This is a genomic window from Ferruginibacter yonginensis (assembly GCF_042651465.1).
In the GTDB taxonomy this organism is placed as follows: domain Bacteria; phylum Bacteroidota; class Bacteroidia; order Chitinophagales; family Chitinophagaceae; genus Ferruginibacter; species Ferruginibacter yonginensis.
Genome location: NZ_JBHSCZ010000002.1, coordinates 736,497 through 757,656, shown reverse-complemented (window position 1 = coordinate 757,656; position 21,160 = coordinate 736,497). Strand labels below are relative to the sequence as shown.

Sequence of the window (21,160 nt, the reverse complement as noted above, 5' to 3'; positions counted from 1 at the left end):
GTTAGTTGCGCTTATCTAAACCCCACGAAAGCTTGTTGCGTAAGGTTTGTAAAAAATTATTTTCGTTGAGGCGGATTAAATTAATACCAAATGTTTCTTTTTTTATTGCCAATTGCACTTCTTTTGATACTAACTCACGGCGACTATCGAGTGTACACAAAAACCCATCTGTTCGTCCTTCAATTTCAAAAGAAACTATCGTATTATCTGGCACTATGATAGGCCTAATATTTAAGTTGTGGGGTGCCACAGGTGTTATAACAAAACTTGCACTATCAGGAAAAACAACCGGACCATTACAACTCAACGAATAGCCTGTAGAGCCCGTTGGTGTTGCTACAATTAAACCATCGGCCCAATAAGTATTTAAAAACTCCCCATTTAAATAGGTATGAATTTTTATCATGGGTGAAGTATCTTTTTTGTGCAACGAAAATTCATTCAATGCATAAGGTGTATCATTAAACAAAGGAATGTTCGCATCTAAATGTATGAGTGTTCTTTTATCTAATACATATTTACGTTGCACCAAAGCAGTTATGGCAGAGTGTAGTTCTTCTTTACCAATATTTGCTAAAAAGCCTAAACGGCCGTAATTGATACCGAGTACTGGTATGCCTGTATCTTTCACCAAAGTTACAGTGTCCAACAGCGTACCATCGCCACCCAAACTAATCAAACAATCAATTGATAAATCTAAATCATCGCCAGAGGTAAAGGTGGAATATTTACAAGGAATTTTAATAGCACTGTAAAAAAGATTAAAAAAATCTTGAAAAAACACAGGTTCTACTTGATGCTTTTCAAGCTCAATTAACAATAGCTCAATATCTTTCAACTGATCATTTTCGATGCCCCTACTGTATATTGCTATTCTCATTTTTTTGAAATGGTGTTTTATAAAATTAAAAACCACCGTTGGTTGACAAAAATAATCCCTTTTCGCCTATTTGGTTGAAACTATACTCTAGTTTAATAACTATATCGTAAAACGTAAGAATATCAATACCTACACCGCCTGTGTATAAAAACTTGTTACTCAACCTCGTAGCAAATTCTTTAGTGTTATAGCTGTAGCCAACGTCGGTATAACCTTTAGCAAATATTTTAAATGGAACATACGGAATGGCTTTTATTTTAAATGGAACTTTTATATTAAATGCTGCTACTTGCTTGGTGAGTGTGTACTTAGTGGCTGCAGCCGCAACCCCATCAATAAAATATACTTCTAAGCCTCGTAAACTCAAATCGCCTTGGCCAATGGCACGTTGGTTAATAAAGGCTTGTTTAAAAGGTAACTTCAGTACACCTGCGGTTGTAATATTGCTAAACCATTTTTTACCATGCGGTATATATTTAGAATATGTGCCAGAAAAAACCAAACTGTTGGTACCACCCGAAAAACCAAACCCTCTTTTAGCTACCCCATAACCGTAAATTAAACCCTTACGAGGGTAATTGATATTATCAGTATTTGAATAACTTACGGCATACACAAAATCAGGAAACACTTGGTTGGAACGGTTTGCACCAAAATAATTGGGATTTAATTTTGAGGAGACGATGGTATCGGCAACATTCAAATAATTTAATACAGCCGAGATGGCAGTACGTTTAAAAAAACTATTGCGTTTACTGTAAGTACCCCTTACACTAAAACTATTACGAATAAAATTATCTTCTTTATAGTTTAAAAGTTTGTTGTTAAAATTTATTTTGTAGCCCACTTCTCTATTTTGTGAAAAGCTTGCTGCAACTGCAAAACCCTCCGTTAAGTTAGGGTTGCTATATGGTGCATTATAGCTAAACGCATAGTTTCGGGTATAACCGTTGAGCAAAAATACCCTTAGCTGATCACGTCTGCCACTAAAATTATAGTGAGCAAACTTAACACCATAAATAACCCTATTAAAATCGGCATTATAGGTTTTAATCCATTCATTATAACTTCTATCTGCCAATTGAAATTGGGGAGTTGGGTAGATGTACCACTTTTCTTTTACCGCAATGTTGATGATGATTTTATGTGAATCAATATTAACAGCCGTTGTTTTAACATCAGTAAATAAATTGGTATTATACACTTGGGTACTGGCCTGTTTAAATATTACTGCAGTTTGATTAGGCCATAAAGAATCACCCACGGCAAAAGGCACTTCACGTAAAATGATATACCCTTTTGTTTTGCGGTTGCCTGTAATTTGAATGCCCACAATTTTTACTTTGTTAGTATCAACTCCGTAAATTTTTGTAGAATCAATAGTTGTATTGGTATTGATTACTTGGGCCTTTACAAGGCACGGAATAATACAAAAAATAACCACCAATAAATAAGTAATAATATGTTTCAATGTAGCTGCAGCAGTTGATGTTTGTAACTTCAATATACTAAAAAATATGTTGCATGCAGGTGTTGAGGCTGTTAAATACCTAAGTAATTCATTAGGTTTTGATAATTGCCGCTTACTTCATTTTCAAATTTTTCAGTACCGTATGAGTATACCACATCGTAATCGTACCGTTCGAAAGTTGCAACAATGGAAGCTATTTCTTTTTTACTAATATGTAAGGTTACGGTTAGTAAGCCGGTAGTGTGGTTAGTGGTAGTATTGAGGTGTAATACAGTGCTATCATTACTTTCCACTATTCTACTAATTTCAGAAATAGCAAATTGAGAACGAGCCATTTCTAAAACTATAATACCACCTATTTCATCAGCACCAGAAAAGTTGCCCAACGTTTTGAGCATATCAGTAACAGTAATAACACCTTCAAAATTAGTTTCGCTGTTTATGATGGGAACGATGCTGGTATCATGCTGAATACTACTGCTTACAGCGTTTAAAAAATGTACATTATCAGGCACAGCGGTTTGCAAAAATGAATCTTGCAACACTTCGATGGTGTATTTTTCATCTTCCACATCTAACAAATCATCTTCACTTATTAACCCTAATAACTTTTTTTCAGCAACAACTGGCAAATGCGATATTTTAAAATCATTGATTAATTGCAATGCTTTGCCAACACTGTCTTGTAGTTGAAGACGAGGTATATTATGGTTAATTAAATTTTTTGTAAGCATCGGTTTCTTTTTAGTGCAACATCAACAAACGCATTCATTGTATGCTAGACAATACAATTATTTAAACCGTTGCAGGTGATTTTATTTTTAACAAAAAAGCATCTAAAATTTCATTGAACTTATCCGGTACTTCCATCATAGGAGCATGGCCACATTTATCAATAAAATGTAGTTCACTATTTGGTATTAACTTATGAAATTCTTCTCCAACAAATGGAGGCGTTACATTATCATTGTTACCCCAAATTAAACAAGTAGGTTGTTGTATGGCTTTTAATTCATCGCCCAAATTATTTCTTATAGCGCTTTTTGCTAAGGCAATAATTTTAATAACTTTTAAACGGTTATTAGTTATTTCAAACACTTCATCAACCAGCTCTTCTGTAGCCATAGCTGGGTCGTAAAAGGTATAGGCTGTTTTGTTTCTGATATATTCTCTATCGCCTCTTTTTGGGTAAGTATCGCCCATACCATTTTCAAACAAACCTGAGCTACCAGTAAGTATGAGTGATTTTATTTTTTGTGGATGTTTTAAAATATGCACCAATGCAACATGCCCACCTAGTGAATTACCTAATAAATGTATGCCGTTGTATTTTCGATGTTCAATAAAACGACTTACAAATTTTTCTAAACCACTCACAGAGGTATGCAACAAATCCATATCTAGTAATGGCAAAATAGGTACTACTACTTTATATGATTTTCTAAAATGTTCAATTAAATCTTGAAAATTACTGAGTGCTCCAAAAAGCCCATGCAACAACATCAAGACTTCGCCTTCGCCTTCTTCTATAAAAGTAAATTTACCGTCTTGTTTTAATTCGTAGCTCATGCCTTCTATTGTAAAATTCTGTGAATTGCTAAAATACGTTGTTTAATGCAAAAATGCAGTTTTATCGTTTATATATAAATTAATTTTTTGTTGTGTTGTAGGGTGTGTTACAGCGTACAAGCACATTCCAATCAATGATTTACATTGTCAATATAGAAACTAATTTTGAAATTACGTTGATTTAAAACATATTAATGATATAATATTTTTTTGTAGCTCCTTTCCATTGGCCTAAAATAATACATAATAGTAACCACTAAAAGTAATATAATAAATGCTGTATAAAATGTGGGGTACGCATACCAAATCCAATATAAAAAAATAAAAAAGCGCATACTTTCTAAATAAAAAATCCACGACTGCTGCTCTAGTATTGCGCCTGTATTTATAACGCTTATTATGATGAGCACAGTTGTAAAACTTATAGTAGGTATTTGCAATGCAACATAGTTGTATACTAACCAAAATAATGCTACTAGCGTAATGGTGGTTTGTGCTATAATATAATGTTGGTGCGCTTTAGTAGGTTGAGTAGCCACTTTATTACGCAAAAAAACTTTTTCGAGGGCTGTTCTAATATTGGGGTCGATGTTATTGGGGCTACCAAAAATAACTTTCCATTTTTGTTTAAAACCTACTGCTTTTTTAAAAGCTACTGCTAGCTCTAATACATAATGAAAATGCTGCCACAAAAAACTATAACTATTAATTGGTTTAGTTAAACCATATACTGGTTGCTCTTTTTCTTCTACAAAAGTGCCAAAAATTTTATCCCAAATAATAAGTACATCACCATAATTTTTATCGAGGTATTGTGGGTTTGATGAATGGTGTACTCGATGATGACTTGGCGTAACCATGAATTTTTCAATAAAACCCAACTTACCAATGGTTTGTGTATGAATAAAAAAAGGGTAAATGCCATGTATTAATAAAAATGTGCTAATCATTATTGGCGGAAAACCAATGAGAGGCAATACAGCCCAAAACAAACATCGAACGGAAGCTTGAAAAACTGTTATACGAGCAGAGGCTGTATAGTTAAAATCTTCGCTTTGATGGTGTACTATGTGCGCTGCCCATAAAATATTAATTTCATGTGCAAAGCGATGATAAAAGTACCAAACCAAATCTGTAGCTAAAAATAATAACACCCATGTATACCAAGTAGGTTCAATTGTTAGCAATGCATAATGTTGGTATATGAAATTGAAGAAATAATAAAACGGTACAATGGTAAAAACATCCATTAAACGCTCTGCAATACCTACATTAATATTAGCAACCGATTCGGCAAATTGAAAAAAGTTTTTGCCTTTTCGTTTACTATACCAATACTCTACTCCCATAAAAAATAAAAACATGGGTATGGCAAAAGCTATATAAGAATGATGCATATTTATATAGTCTACTTTTTTTATAGACTATACAAATATAGTTTTTTACTTGATAGTATACACACAATTTTTAGATGGTTACTATGGAAATTTGGTTGATACGCCTTCAAAAAAATGTTCGAGAGCTGTAAAAGTATCTTTAAACCAAGGGAGTATTATACCAATACTACCTATTACTTTTGGACCAAGTGGTGCTAAGTAAGGGTAAAAAATTGATGCCTTTATGGTAACATCATCTACAAAATGAAGTTGTACGGCATAAAATAGAAGTACGCTAAAAATAATGCTGTATAATAATAGGTATAAAAAAATACCAGCTAATTTATTGAGCCAACCGAGCAATACGGTTTCAAATGTTTTCTCAATTAATTTAGCCGTAACGTGTATTAAAAAAACAACACCTAAAAAAACAATTAAAAAAGAAAGTGCCGGCAACCATTTGCCAGCACCAGTATGTTCTGCCAGTTTAACGGCAACAACCGCAGATAATTTTATAGCTGCTGCCAAACCAATGATAAAACCAACTAATGAAAACACCGCAATTATAAAACCTTTTTGTAAGCCTTTATAAATAGCCAATGCCACTAACATTAGAAAGATTATATCAATCATGTTGCATAAAAATTACGATAGTAATGATTTCACTAAGGCACTCACTGCTTTACCATCGGCCTTACCAGCAAATTGTTTACTTGCAACTCCCATAACTTTACCCAAATCGGCTGCTGATGTTGCACCAACTGTTGCAATAATATCTTTAATAGCAACTGTTAATTCAGCTTCGGTTAATTGAACGGGTAAAAAACGTTGTATAACCGCTAATTCTTCTTTTTCTTTATCGGCTAAATCTGCTCTGCCTTGTTGTTCAAATATTTCAATAGAATCTTTACGTTGCTTTACCATTTTTTGCAAAAACTTTTGCTCTGTAGCTTCATCAATTTCGCCGCCTGCACCAGGTTCAGTTTTAGCTTTTATTATTTCAGCTTTAATGGCACGTAATGCTCTTAGCGTTGCTTCATCTTTCGATTTCATCGCTTCTTTCATCTCTGTCATAATTTGTTGCTCTAAAGCCATAATATGTAATTTTTTTAATTAAAAAATATGATTGGTTTTATTTTAAGAGGCGCTGTTCTCTTTTATTTGCGCTGCCCTAAATTTCTTTATAAATGCTTCAGCAAAACGTTTTAATTCGCCTGCTTGTTCCGTATTTTTTGTAGCTCTTGCAAACGTATCACTCATGGTAAATAACATTTGGTAAAAAAACTCACCCATTTCATCTACCATCATATCTTTCGTCCACAAATCAATACGCATCGCAGTTTTATCAGCACCATCCCAAAAGGCAACACACATAGCTTTCGCCTTTTGAGCCATTGCAGCACTACTATCGCTTGCATTCCATTGTATTGTTTCTGGTACTTTATCGGGGTCTAATAATATGTCGATATTGATTGATGATTTATGCATGTTGTAATTTTTAGAATAGCAAAGTTAATTGGTTTTTTTATTAAGTAAGTTTAGTAAAATGGTATGTTGTAGCAGATTGTAAGTTGTTTTAAAAAAATATTTTTAAATAAAAAATTGCGATTGTTCATCATAAAATTTTGATACAAATACATATCAAATACAAATAGATCTAAAAAAATAAAAACCTACAACCCTTTATTCATCAATATTTGAAGCAATTACTTTTTCATTAATTATTTGCTTCACGTAAATAATATTTGTTTTGATGTATCAAATTTTTTCGCCATTATCCACAGCCTCAAAAAAAATGTGTATAAAATAGTTTGTAGTATTTTTTCATAAAGCAAAAATTAATTTTAATATTGTATAGGGATTTACTATCCCTGTACTTACTAACCCATCTATATAAAAAGCCTGTCTTAACAAAGCCGGGCTTTTGTTTTTTTATACACTCAAGAAATAAACACTTGCAATTTTTTTTATTGAACTTGTACGCATCAATTTAAAAAGATGTGTTACGCTGCATGGTAAAAAAGTTATATTGCAAACAAATAAACATGTATGTTGAGATCAATGACAGGCTTTGGTAGAGCGGAGCAAACAACTGGCGACAAAACTTTTTTAGTAGAAATTAAAGCACTCAATGGAAAACAATTTGAGTTGCAACTAAAACTTCCACCGTTGTTAAAGCCTTATGAATTTGACATTCGCAACATTTTACAAGAGCATTTAATAAGAGGTACAATTGATTGTTACGTAAACATTAAACAAAATGGTACTAACAAACCAGTTGTAATAAATACTGATTTAATAAAGTCGTATTACACTCAATTACAAACCGTAGCTACTGAATTAAATATTGATACCAATGCTGTACTCAGCTCATTACTTCGTTTGCCAGAAGTGGTAACACCAGCTACAGATGTGTTGAATGATAATGATTTTAAACAATTTACCGAAGTGCTATTAAATGCCATTAAAGAGCTCAACAACCATCGTTTAGAAGAAGGTAAATCACTTTACGCCGATTTGCAAAAACGTATAGCGAATATTAAAGCAGAAGAAGAAAATATTATTGTATTAGCACCTGCTCGTAAACAAAAAATTAGAGACGAAATTACCAACCTCCTCAATGAAAATGTTGGTAAAGAAAATATGGATAATAATCGCCTCGAACAAGAGTTGATTTATTACATGGAGAAAATTGATATACATGAAGAGCAAATTAGGTTACGCCAACATTGCGAATATTTTGCAGAAATTATGGATAGCAACGACGATGGTAAAGGAAAAAAATTATCGTTTTTGTTGCAAGAAATAGGACGTGAAATAAACACTACGGGCAGCAAAGCTTATGATGCTGGTATTCAAAAATGTGTGGTAACCATGAAAGATGAACTTGAAAAAGCTAAAGAACAAGTATTGAATGTTTTGTAAATGTATATTTTTGCTAACGTTGCCAGCGCCACTAACATGATGATTACGTTTTTTAAAAAAATTAAAATAGCAACTGCAGTTGTTATGTTGTTTTTAGCAAGTTGCACTCAAACAACTTTGTACGAAAACAATAGCAACATACCTTCAATGCAATGGAAAAGTAACGTTGCTGCAACAGGTGATTTTATTATTAATGATACAACATCTAACTATAACCTTTTTATTGTAATCCGCCATACGGATGCTTATGATTATAATAATATTTGGCTTAATGTTGGTTTGCAAACACCAGGGGTTGATTCGTTACAGTATCAAAAAGTAAATGTTCCATTAGGCGCTGATGATACCGGTTGGAAAGGAATTGGTATGAATGATATTTGGGAAGTAAGAGCATTGATAGCAAGGCTTCCTGCAAATCAACTAAAAAAAGGCAGTTACAAATACAGCATTTATCAAATTATGAGAGATAACCCATTATTACATGTAATGAGTGTTGGTCTACGAATTGAAAAAGCACCTTAGTTACAAAATTTAACACATTAAAGGGCTTTTAACCCAATTTGCGGTTCATTTTATAAAACAATTGTTTATTTTGCACACAATTAAGTTTACAAATAAGCGTTTTGTACATTCATAATAATAAATTTAAATTAACACAGTGAACCGTATACTTTTTAGTTTATCGCTTGTATTACTACTTTCTACAAGCGCATTTGCACAACAATTTTTTGAAAATGTTCAAAAAGGTGAGTTTGGTATCACTGCAGGTGGGGCCCATTATTTTGGCGATTTAAATACAAGAGCAGCATTTAACAGACCCAAACCAGCTGTAGGTTTATTTTTTCGTAAACAGTTTGGTAACTATGTTAGTTTACGTTTATCTGGCCACTTTGCACAAGTAGGTTACAGTGATAAATACAGCAAAAATGAGTTTCAACGTTTAAGAAATTTAAGCTTTAACTCAAATATTTATGAATTTGCTTTGCAAGGCGATTTCAATTTTTTCAAGTTTATACCGCAAGATCCATCTCACTCGTTTACACCTTACGTAACATTGGGTATTGGTGCATTTAATTATGATCCATATGCATATTTAAATGGCGAAAAATATTTCTTACGTCCGTTAGGTACCGAGGGGCAAGCCATTGGTTACCAAGGTAGAAAGTTATATTCAACTACTGCTTTATGCATACCATTCGGTGCTGGTATCAAATACAACTTAACTGAAAAAGTAAACATTTCTTTTGAGGTAGCACACCGTTTTACATTTACTGATTATTTAGATGATGTAAGTACTACCTATATTGGTATTAATAGATTTCAACCAGGCCCTAACAATACCTTTTCAGAAGCACAATTGTTGCAAGATCGTAGCTACGAAATTGATAAAAATAATGTGTTAGGTATTGAAGGCAGACAAAGGGGTTTTAGCAAACAAAAAGATCAATACATTATTGCTGAAATTGGTATTTCATTTAACCTAAACTCATATCGTTGTCCAACAGCAAACTAGTATAACTTTTTTAATAAAAAACGGCAGTAAGTACTTACTGCCGTTTTTTGGTTTTATACCATAAATTATTGTTACTTTTGCAGCCCCCGCAAGCATTACAGGGGTTTTGTATTGTTTTTAATATGAATTCATTAGCACAAATTAATTTACAGCATTTACCTGCACATATCGCCATTATTATGGATGGTAATGGTCGTTGGGCACAAGAGCAAGGTAATAACAGGTTATTTGGCCATATGCATGGTGTTGAAAGTGTGAGAGATATTGTAGAAGGTGCTGCTGAAATTGGTATACAATACTTAACATTATACACCTTTAGTACTGAAAATTGGGACCGACCTGCCGATGAAGTGAATGGTTTAATGGAACTTTTAGTTGATACTATTAAAAAAGAAGTACCAACCCTTAACAAAAATAATATTCGCTTACATGTAATTGGCCATACTGAGCGACTACCAGCGCATGCCCGTGAGCAATTAAATGAGGCTTTAAAAGATACAGCTGCCAATAATGGCCTTCAACTTATTATGGCTTTAAGCTATAGCAGCCGTACCGAAATGGTGGATGCAGTAAAAAATATTGCAGCATCTGTTAAAAATAATGAACTAGCAATTAATGCAATAACGCCTGAAACCATTACCCAACACTTAAGTACAAGCGATTTTCCTGAACCAGCTTTGTTAATTCGTACTGGTGGCGATTACCGTATAAGCAACTTTTTGCTGTATCAAATTGCCTATACAGAGTTGTATTTTACGGAAACCATGTGGCCAGCGTTCAGAAAAGAAGATTTACATAAAGCGATTATTGAATTTCAACGTAGAGAGCGCCGATTTGGAAAAACAGGAGATCAAATAAAAGGTAGTGTGTAAAGCGTCATTAAATAAAACAAAAAATAACCTTAAATGTGAGCTTACAAAGGTTTTAAGCGAACGTTTAACAAATACTTTTAAATATAGGGCTTAATTTGCCGCCACGAAAAAAACTATTAATGCTAAGGATTTACCAAACTGTATTGTTTATTGCCCTTGCCCTGTTAACTTCAACGCAATTATTTGCACAGGAGCCTGTATCTATTGATCCGGCGCTTAAAGGTATTTACGAATCAAGAACACCAAAAAAATATACCATTGCAGGTATTGATGTGAAAGGTGCTAAAACATTCGATAAAAATTTAATCATTTCCATTTCTGGCTTAAGTGTAGGCGATGAAGTACAAATACCTGGTACTGATGTTTTTAATAAGGCGTTAGCTAAGTTATGGAAACAAAGTTTGGTATCAAATGCTGAAATTAACATTACCAAATTAGAAGAAACAAATATTTATATAGAAATAGTTTTAGTAGAACGACCTCGATTAGCCAATTTTGAGTTTATTGGTGTAAAAAAAGGCGATAAAGATGATTTAAATACAAAAACAGGACTTTCTAAAGATAGGGTACTAACTGAAGATATGAAGTTAAGTGCCGTTGATATCATTAGAAAGTTTTACTACGATAAAGGATACAGAAATGTAACCATCAATATGGTTGAAACGCCTTTTCCTGGTTTTGCCAATACAGTTGAGTTAAAATTTTATATTGATAAAGGTAAAAAGGTAAAAATTAACTCGGTAAACTTTGCTGATAACTATGAAATTGCTGATGCTAAATTGAAAAAGCAAATGAAAGGCACTAAGGAAATGTCACGTTTCACCTTGTTTCCTGATAAAATAGTGAGTCCATACAGTGGTGATACCAGCAAAACCAAAACTTTTAAAGATTATTTGAAACAAAGTGGCTATTTATATCCAACAAAAACAAAAGAAATATTAGATCCTTATTTCCGATTTAAGTTTTTTGCAAGTGCTAAATTTTCTGATAAAAAATATGCAGAAGATAAAGAAAAAGTATTGGATTATTATAATGCAGAAGGTTTTAGAGATGCCGTTATTGTAACTGATACAACTATACCAAACAGCAAAGGCAATATTGATGTTCATATTAAAGTAAATGAAGGCCACAAATATTATTTCGGTAACATCACATGGTCTGGCAACACCAAATATTCTGATTCTGTATTAAACTTAGTATTGGGTATTAAAAAAGGTGATGTGTATAATGGCGAAACTTTGAACAAGCGTTTAGGTAAACAACTTTCTGCCGAAGGTGGCGATGTTGGTAGCTTGTTTCAAGATGATGGGTATTTATTCTTTAATGTAGACCCTATTGAAACAGCCGTGTACAATGATACCATTGATTTTGAAATTCGCATGAGGGAAGGGCCACAAGCTACCTATGGTAAAATAACCGTATCTGGTAACGATAAAACGAAGGATTATGTAATTCTTCGTGAACTACGTACCATACCAGGTGAAAAATTTAGCCGTCAAGATATCATCCGTACACAAAGAGAATTATCGCAATTAGGTTTTTTAAACGCTGAAAAAATTAATCCGCAAGTGGTACCAAACAATGCAGATGGTACGGTGGATATTAACTGGCAGGTTGAAGAAAAATCTGCTGACCAATTAGAATTATCGGCTGGTTTTGGTGGAGGCATTGGCTTAACCGGTACATTAGGGGTAACATTCAATAACTTCTCTATTAAAAATATTACCAAGAAAAAAACTTGGGATCCTTTACCATCTGGCGACGGACAAAAACTAAGTGCTCGTATACAGTCTAACGGTAGGGCTTACCGTTCATACAACTTATCATTTACTGAGCCTTGGTTGGGCGGTAAAAAGCGTAACTCATTTTCAGTTAGTTATTTTAATACCAAATACTCTAATGCATTTGATCCAATAACAGGCGTATCAAGCAGAAAGGCTGGCGATACTTCATATGTAAAAACGGTTGGTTTTGGTATTTCATTGGGTAAACAATTAAAATGGCCCGATGACTTTTTTACCCTTGTAACATCTGTAAACGTACAGCAATACAAACTGCGAAATTATCCCAATATTTTTGCAGGTTTAAGCGATGGTACTTCTACCAATTTAAGTTTAAAATTTACTTTGTTGCGTAATTCGGCTGGTCCTAACCCCATTTTCCCAACAAGTGGTTCTAACTTATTGTTGAGTGGTCAATTTACATTGCCTTACTCATTAATGGGCATTACCTCAAGTACTGATAATCAATATAAATTACCTGAGTTCCATAAATGGCGTTTTACATCTGAATGGTATGTTCCTATTGGTAGAGCAAGAGGCCCTGAGAAAAACAAACAGTTTATCTTAAAAGCTGCTGCTAAATATGGTTTTATTGGAAAGTACAACCCAAGGTTACAAGTTTCGCCATTTGAGCGTTTTCAGGTGGGTGATGCTGGTTTAAGTAATACAACAGCATTGTTGGGGTATGATATTATTGCACACAGAGGATACCCTGTTTACAGTAACTCTAATCCAAAAATTAACCCTGATGGTGTAACACCAACACAATACTTTACTATTTTCAATAAATATACAGCTGAGTTACGTTATCCATTTAGTACATCAGCAAGTAGTACCATTTATGGTTTGGCGTTTTTTGAAGCTGCCAATGGCTGGTATAATTTTAAAGATTATAATCCTTTTAAATTACGCCGTTCAGCTGGTGTGGGTATGCGTTTCTTTTTACCATTATTTGGGTTGCTTGGGTTTGATTATGGTGTTGGGTTTGATAGGTACAACCAAAACAGTGGTTTAAAAGGTGCTGCTAAATTTACCTTTAACTTAGGGCAAGAGCCTGAATAAATTTTGTTACATCTACTGAAACACTTTTAAAATTTATACGATGATGAAAACATTTTTAATTGCAATACTTTTTTCAATAACAGCAATAGGTGCTAACGCCCAACGATACGCTATTATTGATTCTAAATACATTTTAGAAAAAATACCAGAATACAAAGAAGCACAAAAAAGACTAGATGATTTTAGTGAATTATGGCAACGAGAAATTGACCAAAAACAAGCTGCCATGGATAAAATGTACAAAGATTATGAGGCGGAACAAGTGATGTTAACCGAAGTGTTAAAAAAGAAAAGAGAAGACGAAATTTACAATAAAGAAAAAGCGTTAAGAGATTTACAAAAAAAGCGTTTTGGTTTTGAAGGCGACTTATTTAAAAAACGCCAAGAATTGATTAAACCCATACAGGATAGGGTTTACAACGCTATTCAAAAATTAGCTGTTGAAAAACTTTATGATTTTATACTGGATAAAAGTGAAGGAATAACTGTTATATTTGCCGACCCTAAATTGGATAAAAGCGATGATGTTTTAAGAAATTTAGGAATTAAATAAACAAACTACTAAACAACAAATAAAAAGAACAATTTAAAAACAAGATGAAAAAATTATTATTTGCAGGTGTTATGGCTTTAGGCTTATTTACTGCTACCGCACAAACTAAAATTGGTTACATTAACACTGATGAGTTAATTGCTTCAATGCCAGAAGCTGCAAAAGCACAAGCTGAATTACAAGAATACCAAACAGGCTTAGGGCAACAATATCAAGATTTACAAAATGAATTGAATACAAAAGATAGCATCTTCGTTAAAGATTCAACCACTTACTCTCCAAGTAAAAAAGAAATCAAAAGAAAGGAGTTAATTGAATTATACCAAAAAGTACAAAACTACCAACAAGATAGTCAAGAGCAATACCAAGCAAAAGCCAATGCTTTAATTACACCAATTAGAGAAAAAGCATTAAATGCTATTAAAACAGTGGCTAAAGAAGCTGGTTATAGCTATATTTTCAATGAAGATAATTTATTGGTAATGCCTCCAAGCGATAATATTATTGGTTTAGTGAAAGCGAAATTAGGCATTAAAGATGCGCCTAAAACAGCACCAGCGCCCGTTAAAAAACCTTAATTAAAGTAAACTTTCATAATAAAAAGCCTCGATATATGTCGAGGCTTTTTTATTACTCGTAATATTTGGTTTGTTTACCAATCAATACATAAATAAACCCACCAAAAATTCCGAATACAAATACCACAAACAACCAAACAAACTTTGGCGATGGTGGGTTAAAATTGCTGGTAATAATATCTTTTTAAATTAAATACCATAAATAGAAGTACGTTACAACCAAAGCTATCAACATTGATATTGCGATGGGTTCTTGTAAACTAAAAAGCATTGTTTTCATAGTAACCTATTTTATGATTAGATTTTATTTTTGTTGATGTTACTGTACTTCCATTTTACAAAACATAGTGCAAGTAAAGCGCCTACAGTATCGGCGGCCCAATCACCCAAATCAAAACTACGACCAGCTACCCAATACTTTTGAATAAATTCCGTAGTAATTCCCCAAATACTTACCCAAACCACTACACTCCATAATAATTTTTGTTGCATCACCACTTGTATTGATGCTTTAATAATAGGTATCAAAAATAAAAGTGATAAAATGCCGAATAAACCAAGGTGCACCCATTTATCAAAATATATACACTCCATCCAAGTATCAGCCTTTGGTAAATTGCTACCAGGTAAACAAATTAAAATCAACACGAAAAAAAACCAGGCAATGCCTGGTATAAACTTTTTAAATGGTATCATTATATTGTTTGTTTTAACCAACTAACTTTTCATAATCTGCTGCAGCCATTAATGCATCAACATCAGCGGCATTATCAACCTTTACTTTAACCATCCACCCAGCACCGTAAGGGTCGCTGTTAACCAACTCAGGGTTAGCTTCTAAAGCAGGGTTTACTTCTACAACTGTACCTGCAACTGGCAAAAATAAATCACTTACTGTTTTTACAGCTTCTACGGTACCAAATACTTCCTCAGCAGCTAACGCTTTACCAGTTGTATTAATATCTACATAAACAATATCACCCAACTCTCTTTGTGCAAAATCAGTAATACCAATGGTTGCAACATCACCTTCTACACTAATCCATTCGTGATCTTTGGTGTATTTTAAATTTTGTGGATAGCTCATTATTTGATTTTTAAGGTTTTAATTTAATTGCAATTTAGCAGAAATATTATGTAGTTAAAATTAATTTATGGCAATAGTTCCATTTTCATGTGTACATCACCTAAAGGCCTGTTATTACCATCTTTCGCCACAGCTGCAATTTTATCAATTACTTCCATACCACTTATAACTTCACCAAATACTGTATAATTCTGATCTAAAAATGGCGTACCACCTATTGTTTTATAAGCCAATCTTTCTGCTGGTGAAAATTTTCGTCCACTCTGTAACTCCATCATATTCAAATCTTGGTCACTATATTTTTTTCCTTGTACAATATAAAATTGGCAGGCACTACTAGCTCTTTCAGGGTTACCATCTCTAGCGGCTGCTAATGCACCTTTTTTATGAAATAAACTTGGTTTAAACTCAGCAGGTATACGAGCCATATCGCCACCACCCATGCCCAACATGCTACCAGCTGGAGCATTTTTGCTTTGAGGGTCGCCACCTTGAATCATAAACTCACCAATTACTCTATGAAAAAGTAAACTATCGTAAAAACCTTGCTGTACTAATTTTACAAAATTATCTCTATGCAAAGGTGTTGAATCAGATAGTTTAACCACAATCACCCCACTATCAGTTGTAATTTTTACTTTTATACTGCCATCTACTTTAGTGGTTGGTACTACCTTTGTTGTAGTGGCACGTTTTGTAGATATTCTTTTTGGCGCCGCATTTTTACTAGCTTTACTCGGAGTAGCCACTTTTTTAGGTGTTGCTTTTTTTACTTGAGCAGTTGCAAACTGGGTGTTTAACAATGCGCCCACTACTAACATTAACGCAATTATTTTCTTCATTATATTGTTTGTTTTAAATAAATCCTTGGTGTTGAAAATACAACAAAACATGGTCTTTCAAAAAATTTTCTTGATCATTTAAATACAGTTCTGGCAAGGGTTTTAGTTGTGAAAAATGTGGCCAGCCTTCTTCATCTAATCCATCTAATTTATAATAACCACTTGGCGCCAAAATGGTACAAATTGCAATATGCATTAAATCTTGCTTTTGCTCTTTACTAAAACTTTGTGGCCCTTGGCCTAACTCCTGCACACCTATCAATAATAAAACCCCATTCATATCAGGTTTAATACCAAACTGTTCTTTTAATTTTATACGCAGCTTTAACCAACGCACCTGTAAATCTTCTGCCATGTGTTGCATAACACAAATGTAACAAATAAGCTTTTCCCGATTATCTTTGCGTTTCTTAAAAAGGATAATAAAATAGAAAATGTTACAAATCAACTACATCAGGCAACATGCAGCCATTGTGAAAGAAAAATTAGCTGTCAAAAATTTTGCAAATATTAATTTGGTAGATGAATTGATATCGCTTGATGAAGCCATTCGTAAACAAAAATCAAGTGCCGAAGCCTTACAAGCAAACATCAACAGCGCCTCAAAAGAAATTGGTGCTTTAATGGCAAAAGGTGCAGCTGATGAAGCTACCACACTTCGTAATAATGTTGGTGTATGGAAAGAAAGTTTTGCGGCCGAAAAAATTACCCTTCAACAGTTGGAAGAAGACTTTAATAATAAAATTTTATTGTTACCCAACCTTCCACACAGTAGTGTACCATTAGGCAAAACACCTGAAGAAAATATTACAGTTTTAACAGGCGGCAACATGCCAACATTACCTGAAAATGCCCAACCACATTGGGATTTAATAAAGGAATACGATTTAATAAATTTTGAAATTGGTGCAAAATTAGCAGGCAGCGGTTTTCCCTTATACAAAGGCAAAGGCGCCAAATTGCAACGTTCACTCATTCAATATTTTTTAGATTATAATACAGCGGCAGGCTATACAGAATACATGCCACCCTTAATGGTGAATGCTGATACTGCTTATGGTACCGGACAATTACCCGATAAAGAAGGACAAATGTACCATGTAACAGCTGATGGTTTATATTTAATACCAACTGCAGAAGTACCTGTTACCAATGTATACAGTAATGAAATTATTAAAACAAACGAACTGCCCGTTAAAATGACGGCCTATACCCCTTGCTTTAGAAGAGAGGCTGGCAGTTTTGGTAGCGATGTACGTGGGTTAAACCGAGTGCATCAATTTGATAAGGTAGAAATTATTCAGTTAGTGGAACCACAAAAAAGTTACGATGTGTTGGAAGAAATGGTACACCATGTAGAACGATTGTTACAATTTTTAGAGTTGCCTTATCGTATATTAAAATTGTGTGGTGGCGATATGAGCTTTACATCTGCCCTAACCTACGATTTTGAGGTATATTCTGCAGCACAAAAAAAATGGTTAGAAGTGAGTTCAGTTAGCAACTTTGAAAGTTTTCAAACCAACAGAATGAAAATTAGGTATAAAGATGAGGAAGGCAAAACACAACTTGTACACTCACTTAATGGCTCATCATTAGCATTACCACGTATAATGGCTGCCTTGTTAGAAAATAATCAAAAAGCAGATGGTATACACTTACCAAAAGTATTACACAGTTATTTTGGTGCTGCTGTTATAGAAAAATAATAACGTATGCATCAATACCTGTAAGCTGTAACTTTTAGTTGCAGCTTTTTTTTGCACATTTTCAGCTTAAATTTATGGAACACATCGCTTGTAAACTTCGTTTGGTATATTTTATGATTAAACGTTTAGGTTTAATCAACGTCAAACAACAACACTCTTAAAATAGTATAACATGCCAGTAAGCACTCGTTTAAAAAATCAGCATTTGTTATGGAGAGCAGGTTTTGGACCAATGGCCGAAATATTAACGGAGTTGGATACAATGCCACAAAAAAAATTATGGAAAACGTTATTGAACACATCGAATGATGCACCTACACCCATTAACATCGCCATTAATCCGCTTGAAGATAAAGCTTACATGAACCCCGATGGTACCATGATGACACCGGGTATGCTTACGGCAGAACAACGTAAACAACTCAACAAACAATGGCGACAAGAGTTGAAAGATATGAACCTTGCATGGCTCAGTTTAATGATTAACAGTAAAGCACAACTAAGAGAAAAAATGAGTTTGTTTTGGCATGGTCATTTTGCTTGCCGAGTAAACAATAGTTTTTTTTCACAGCAATTACTCAATATTATTAGAGCAAATGCGCTAGGCAACTTTGGTGAATTGCTGAAGTTGGTGAGTAAAACGCCTGCCATGCTTCAATTTTTAAATAACCAACAAAATAAAAAAGGTAAACCCAATGAAAATTTTGCCCGAGAAGTAATGGAATTGTTTACCATGGGTAGAGGTAACTATACCGAAAAAGATGTTAAAGAAGGCGCTAGGGCCTTCACTGGTTGGTCGTTTGACAAAAATGGGCAATACAGCTTTAAAGAAAATGTTCACGATAACGACACAAAAACTTTTTTAGGCGAAACGGGTAATTTTAATGGTGATGATATACTCAACATCTTATTAAAAAAACCTCAAACGGCCTATTACATTACCCAAAAAATATACAAATATTTTGTAAACGAGCAAGTTGATGAAGCTAAAATTCAAACCCTGAGTACTCGTTTTTATAATAACAATTATGATATTAAAAAGTTATTAGAAGATATTTTTACAAGCGATTGGTTTTATGACGAAAAAAATATTGGCGTAAAAATAAAATCGCCAGTTGAATTATTAGTTGGTATAAGAAGGTATTTACCATTGGCATTAGATAATGATGATGCACAAATTTTATATCAAAAAGTGTTAGGACAAGAACTATTTTATCCGCCAAATGTTGCTGGGTGGCCAGGTGGTAAAAACTGGATTGATAGTAGCACCCTAATGGTTCGCCTACAAATACCACAAGTGTTTAGCTCAAAAGACGCTATTGATATACGCCCAAAAACAGATGATGATATCAACATGGGTTTATCGCAAGAAAAACGATTGAAGCTGGGTAAAAATGCAGCATTTACAGCTACTGGCGGTAGCGCTACCATTAATTGGCAAATGGTGAATAGCAATTTTGAAAAAACAGCTCGACCTCAATTATCGCAAACCATCATCAACACACTGTTACAAACCACTGGTAGAATTGATGCCGAAGTACTCTCAAAATATTTAAACAACGAAAGTAGAGATGCATTTATAAAAAGTGTTGTAATTAATACCATGAGTACGCCAGAGTACCAATTGTGTTAAGCGGTTACAACAACATTTATTCAAAAAATTAAATCACTCGTTATGATTTTCAAACGTAGGGAATTTTTACAAATAGGTTCACTTGCCACTGCATCACTTATGATGCCTAAATTTTTGAAAGCATTTGAAAAACCTGCCTTAGTACCTGCAGGTAATAAAGTAGTGGTGGTGCTACAATTTAGTGGTGGTAACGATGGGCTCAATACTGTTATACCAATACAAAATGATATTTATTACAAAGCCCGAAAAGTAATTGGCATAACAAAAGATAAAGCACTCGGTTTAACCGACGAAGCTGGTTTACACCCATCACTACTAGCTTTTAAAGAATTGTATGATGGTGGTAACCTTAGTATTATGAACAGTGTGGGCTACCCCAACCCTGACAAATCGCATTTTAGAAGTATGGATATTTGGCAAAGCGCCAGCAACAGCAACGAATACCTCAATACCGGATGGATTGGTCGTTACCTCGATGCTCAATGCAAAGGTTGTGATAAACCTACACAAGCATTGGAGTTAGATGATACTTTGAGCCTTGCCTTAAAAGGCGCTAACAGCAAAGGTTTAGCTTTTAAAGATCCCCGTAAATTATACAATACCAGTAACGAAAAATTTTATAAAGATATTAATGCTGCACACCATCCACATAACGAATCGGTTGATTACCTCTACAAAACAATGAGTGAAACGCTGAGCAGTGCCGATTATATTTTTAAGCAAAGTAAATTACACCCTTCAGCACAAACATACCCAAGTACAGAGTTGGGTAAAAATTTAAAAACCATTGCTTCACTTATTTTATCTGATATAAATACGAAAGTGTATTATGTATCACTAGGTAGTTTTGATACCCATGTGGGGCAAGAGCAACAACAAAAGCGTTTGTTTGATGAGTTGAATGATGCTATCAAAGCATTTACAACTGATTTAAAAAGTAACAATCGTTTTGAAGATGTACTATTGATGACCTTTTCAGAATTTGGTCGCAGAGTAGCACAAAATGCAAGCAATGGAACTGACCATGGTACAGCCAACAATATGTTTTTTATTAGTGGGGGTTTAAAACAAAAAGGGTTATTAAATGCCATGCCTGATTTAAGTGATTTAAACGAAGGCGATTTAAAATATAAAGTTGATTTTAAAGATGTTTATGCAACAGTACTCAATAATTGGTTAGGTGTAAGTGACCCCACTATTTTAGGCAAAACCTATAACCCACTATCATTTATATAAACATTAAACCCAATAAAAAAACGGCTGCCCTTTTATGAAGGCAGCCGTTTTTTTATAAAAGTATTGATGCTAG

The 21,160-nt window shown here is 33.8% G+C and carries 23 protein-coding genes; 10 read left to right on the top strand and 13 right to left on the bottom strand.

Annotated elements, in window-relative coordinates:
* Nucleotide 1 precedes the first annotated feature (1 nt).
* The 8 genes from ACFOWM_RS10555 to gldC form a co-directional block, all read right to left on the bottom strand.
* Nucleotides 2-880, bottom strand: a complete 879-nt coding sequence (locus ACFOWM_RS10555) for an NAD kinase (RefSeq protein ID WP_379709718.1) — start codon at nucleotides 878-880, stop codon at nucleotides 2-4.
* Nucleotides 881-905: 25 nt separating this feature from the next.
* Nucleotides 906-2,384, bottom strand: a complete 1,479-nt coding sequence (locus ACFOWM_RS10550; RefSeq protein WP_379709715.1) for a POTRA domain-containing protein — start codon at nucleotides 2,382-2,384, stop codon at nucleotides 906-908.
* A 38-nt stretch (nucleotides 2,385-2,422) separates the two neighbouring features.
* Nucleotides 2,423-3,085: a CBS domain-containing protein gene (locus ACFOWM_RS10545; RefSeq protein ID WP_379709713.1), complete on the bottom strand. Its 663-nt coding sequence runs from the start codon at nucleotides 3,083-3,085 to the stop codon at nucleotides 2,423-2,425.
* A gap of 61 nt (nucleotides 3,086-3,146) precedes the next feature.
* On the bottom strand, nucleotides 3,147-3,920 hold the full coding sequence (locus ACFOWM_RS10540) for an alpha/beta fold hydrolase (protein WP_379709711.1): 774 nt from the start codon (nucleotides 3,918-3,920) through the stop codon (nucleotides 3,147-3,149).
* A 191-nt stretch (nucleotides 3,921-4,111) separates the two neighbouring features.
* Entirely contained in the window at nucleotides 4,112-5,317 is a 1,206-nt protein-coding gene (locus tag ACFOWM_RS10535) for a sterol desaturase family protein (protein WP_379709709.1), read from the bottom strand.
* 81 nt (nucleotides 5,318-5,398) lie between these two features.
* Nucleotides 5,399-5,929, bottom strand: a complete 531-nt coding sequence (locus ACFOWM_RS10530) for a CvpA family protein (RefSeq protein ID WP_379709707.1) — start codon at nucleotides 5,927-5,929, stop codon at nucleotides 5,399-5,401.
* A 12-nt stretch (nucleotides 5,930-5,941) separates the two neighbouring features.
* Nucleotides 5,942-6,391 carry a GatB/YqeY domain-containing protein gene (locus ACFOWM_RS10525; protein ID WP_379709705.1) on the bottom strand — a complete coding sequence of 150 codons (450 nt, stop codon included), beginning with the start codon at nucleotides 6,389-6,391 and terminating at the stop codon, nucleotides 5,942-5,944.
* 42 nt (nucleotides 6,392-6,433) lie between these two features.
* A complete protein-coding gene (gene gldC / locus ACFOWM_RS10520; RefSeq protein ID WP_379709703.1) occupies nucleotides 6,434-6,784 on the bottom strand; it encodes a gliding motility protein GldC in 351 nt (116 codons plus the stop codon).
* Between the two features lie 561 nt (nucleotides 6,785-7,345).
* Between gldC and ACFOWM_RS10515 the strand changes: the two genes are divergently transcribed.
* The 7 genes from ACFOWM_RS10515 (at nucleotide 7,346) to ACFOWM_RS10485 (ending at nucleotide 14,580) form a co-directional block, all read left to right on the top strand.
* Nucleotides 7,346-8,221, top strand: coding sequence for a YicC/YloC family endoribonuclease (locus ACFOWM_RS10515; protein WP_379709701.1), 876 nt, complete (start codon nucleotides 7,346-7,348; stop codon nucleotides 8,219-8,221).
* Nucleotides 8,222-8,743 carry a gliding motility lipoprotein GldH gene (locus ACFOWM_RS10510; RefSeq protein ID WP_379709699.1) on the top strand — a complete coding sequence of 174 codons (522 nt, stop codon included), beginning with the start codon at nucleotides 8,222-8,224 and terminating at the stop codon, nucleotides 8,741-8,743.
* 136 nt (nucleotides 8,744-8,879) lie between these two features.
* On the top strand, nucleotides 8,880-9,734 hold the full coding sequence (gene porG, locus ACFOWM_RS10505; RefSeq protein WP_379709697.1) for a type IX secretion system protein PorG: 855 nt from the start codon (nucleotides 8,880-8,882) through the stop codon (nucleotides 9,732-9,734).
* Nucleotides 9,735-9,856: 122 nt separating this feature from the next.
* Entirely contained in the window at nucleotides 9,857-10,606 is a 750-nt protein-coding gene (locus ACFOWM_RS10500; protein WP_379709695.1) for an isoprenyl transferase, read from the top strand.
* Between the two features lie 119 nt (nucleotides 10,607-10,725).
* Complete coding sequence (locus tag ACFOWM_RS10495; protein ID WP_379709693.1) at nucleotides 10,726-13,449, top strand: BamA/OMP85 family outer membrane protein; 2,724 nt, start codon at nucleotides 10,726-10,728, stop codon at nucleotides 13,447-13,449.
* A 40-nt stretch (nucleotides 13,450-13,489) separates the two neighbouring features.
* Nucleotides 13,490-14,002 carry an OmpH family outer membrane protein gene (locus tag ACFOWM_RS10490; protein WP_379709691.1) on the top strand — a complete coding sequence of 171 codons (513 nt, stop codon included), beginning with the start codon at nucleotides 13,490-13,492 and terminating at the stop codon, nucleotides 14,000-14,002.
* Nucleotides 14,003-14,046: 44 nt separating this feature from the next.
* Nucleotides 14,047-14,580 (top strand): OmpH family outer membrane protein, encoded by a 534-nt coding sequence (locus ACFOWM_RS10485; protein ID WP_379709689.1) that lies wholly within the window; start codon nucleotides 14,047-14,049, stop codon nucleotides 14,578-14,580.
* A 52-nt stretch (nucleotides 14,581-14,632) separates the two neighbouring features.
* Here ACFOWM_RS10485 and ACFOWM_RS10480 read toward each other — a convergent pair whose 3' ends face one another.
* From ACFOWM_RS10480 to ACFOWM_RS10460, 5 genes are all read right to left on the bottom strand, one after another.
* Entirely contained in the window at nucleotides 14,633-14,755 is a 123-nt protein-coding gene (locus ACFOWM_RS10480; protein ID WP_379710323.1) for a PLDc N-terminal domain-containing protein, read from the bottom strand.
* 122 nt (nucleotides 14,756-14,877) lie between these two features.
* On the bottom strand, nucleotides 14,878-15,276 hold the full coding sequence (locus tag ACFOWM_RS10475; protein WP_379709687.1) for a VanZ family protein: 399 nt from the start codon (nucleotides 15,274-15,276) through the stop codon (nucleotides 14,878-14,880).
* Between the two features lie 13 nt (nucleotides 15,277-15,289).
* Entirely contained in the window at nucleotides 15,290-15,667 is a 378-nt protein-coding gene (gcvH, locus tag ACFOWM_RS10470) for a glycine cleavage system protein GcvH (protein WP_379709685.1), read from the bottom strand.
* Nucleotides 15,668-15,732: 65 nt separating this feature from the next.
* On the bottom strand, nucleotides 15,733-16,509 hold the full coding sequence (locus ACFOWM_RS10465) for a peptidylprolyl isomerase (protein WP_379709683.1): 777 nt from the start codon (nucleotides 16,507-16,509) through the stop codon (nucleotides 15,733-15,735).
* Nucleotides 16,510-16,522: 13 nt separating this feature from the next.
* A complete protein-coding gene (locus ACFOWM_RS10460) occupies nucleotides 16,523-16,864 on the bottom strand; it encodes a hypothetical protein (RefSeq protein WP_379709681.1) in 342 nt (113 codons plus the stop codon).
* A 79-nt stretch (nucleotides 16,865-16,943) separates the two neighbouring features.
* Here ACFOWM_RS10460 and serS point away from each other — a divergent pair, with 79 nt between their 5' ends.
* The 3 genes from serS to ACFOWM_RS10445 all read left to right on the top strand — a co-directional run bounded on the left by serS (nucleotide 16,944) and on the right by ACFOWM_RS10445 (nucleotide 21,087).
* Complete coding sequence (gene serS / locus ACFOWM_RS10455) at nucleotides 16,944-18,218, top strand: serine--tRNA ligase (RefSeq protein WP_379709679.1); 1,275 nt, start codon at nucleotides 16,944-16,946, stop codon at nucleotides 18,216-18,218.
* Nucleotides 18,219-18,390: 172 nt separating this feature from the next.
* Nucleotides 18,391-19,851 (top strand): DUF1800 domain-containing protein, encoded by a 1,461-nt coding sequence (locus tag ACFOWM_RS10450; RefSeq protein WP_379709677.1) that lies wholly within the window; start codon nucleotides 18,391-18,393, stop codon nucleotides 19,849-19,851.
* A gap of 42 nt (nucleotides 19,852-19,893) precedes the next feature.
* Nucleotides 19,894-21,087, top strand: coding sequence for a DUF1501 domain-containing protein (locus ACFOWM_RS10445; protein WP_379709675.1), 1,194 nt, complete (start codon nucleotides 19,894-19,896; stop codon nucleotides 21,085-21,087).
* Nucleotides 21,088-21,160: the final 73 nt, after the last annotated feature.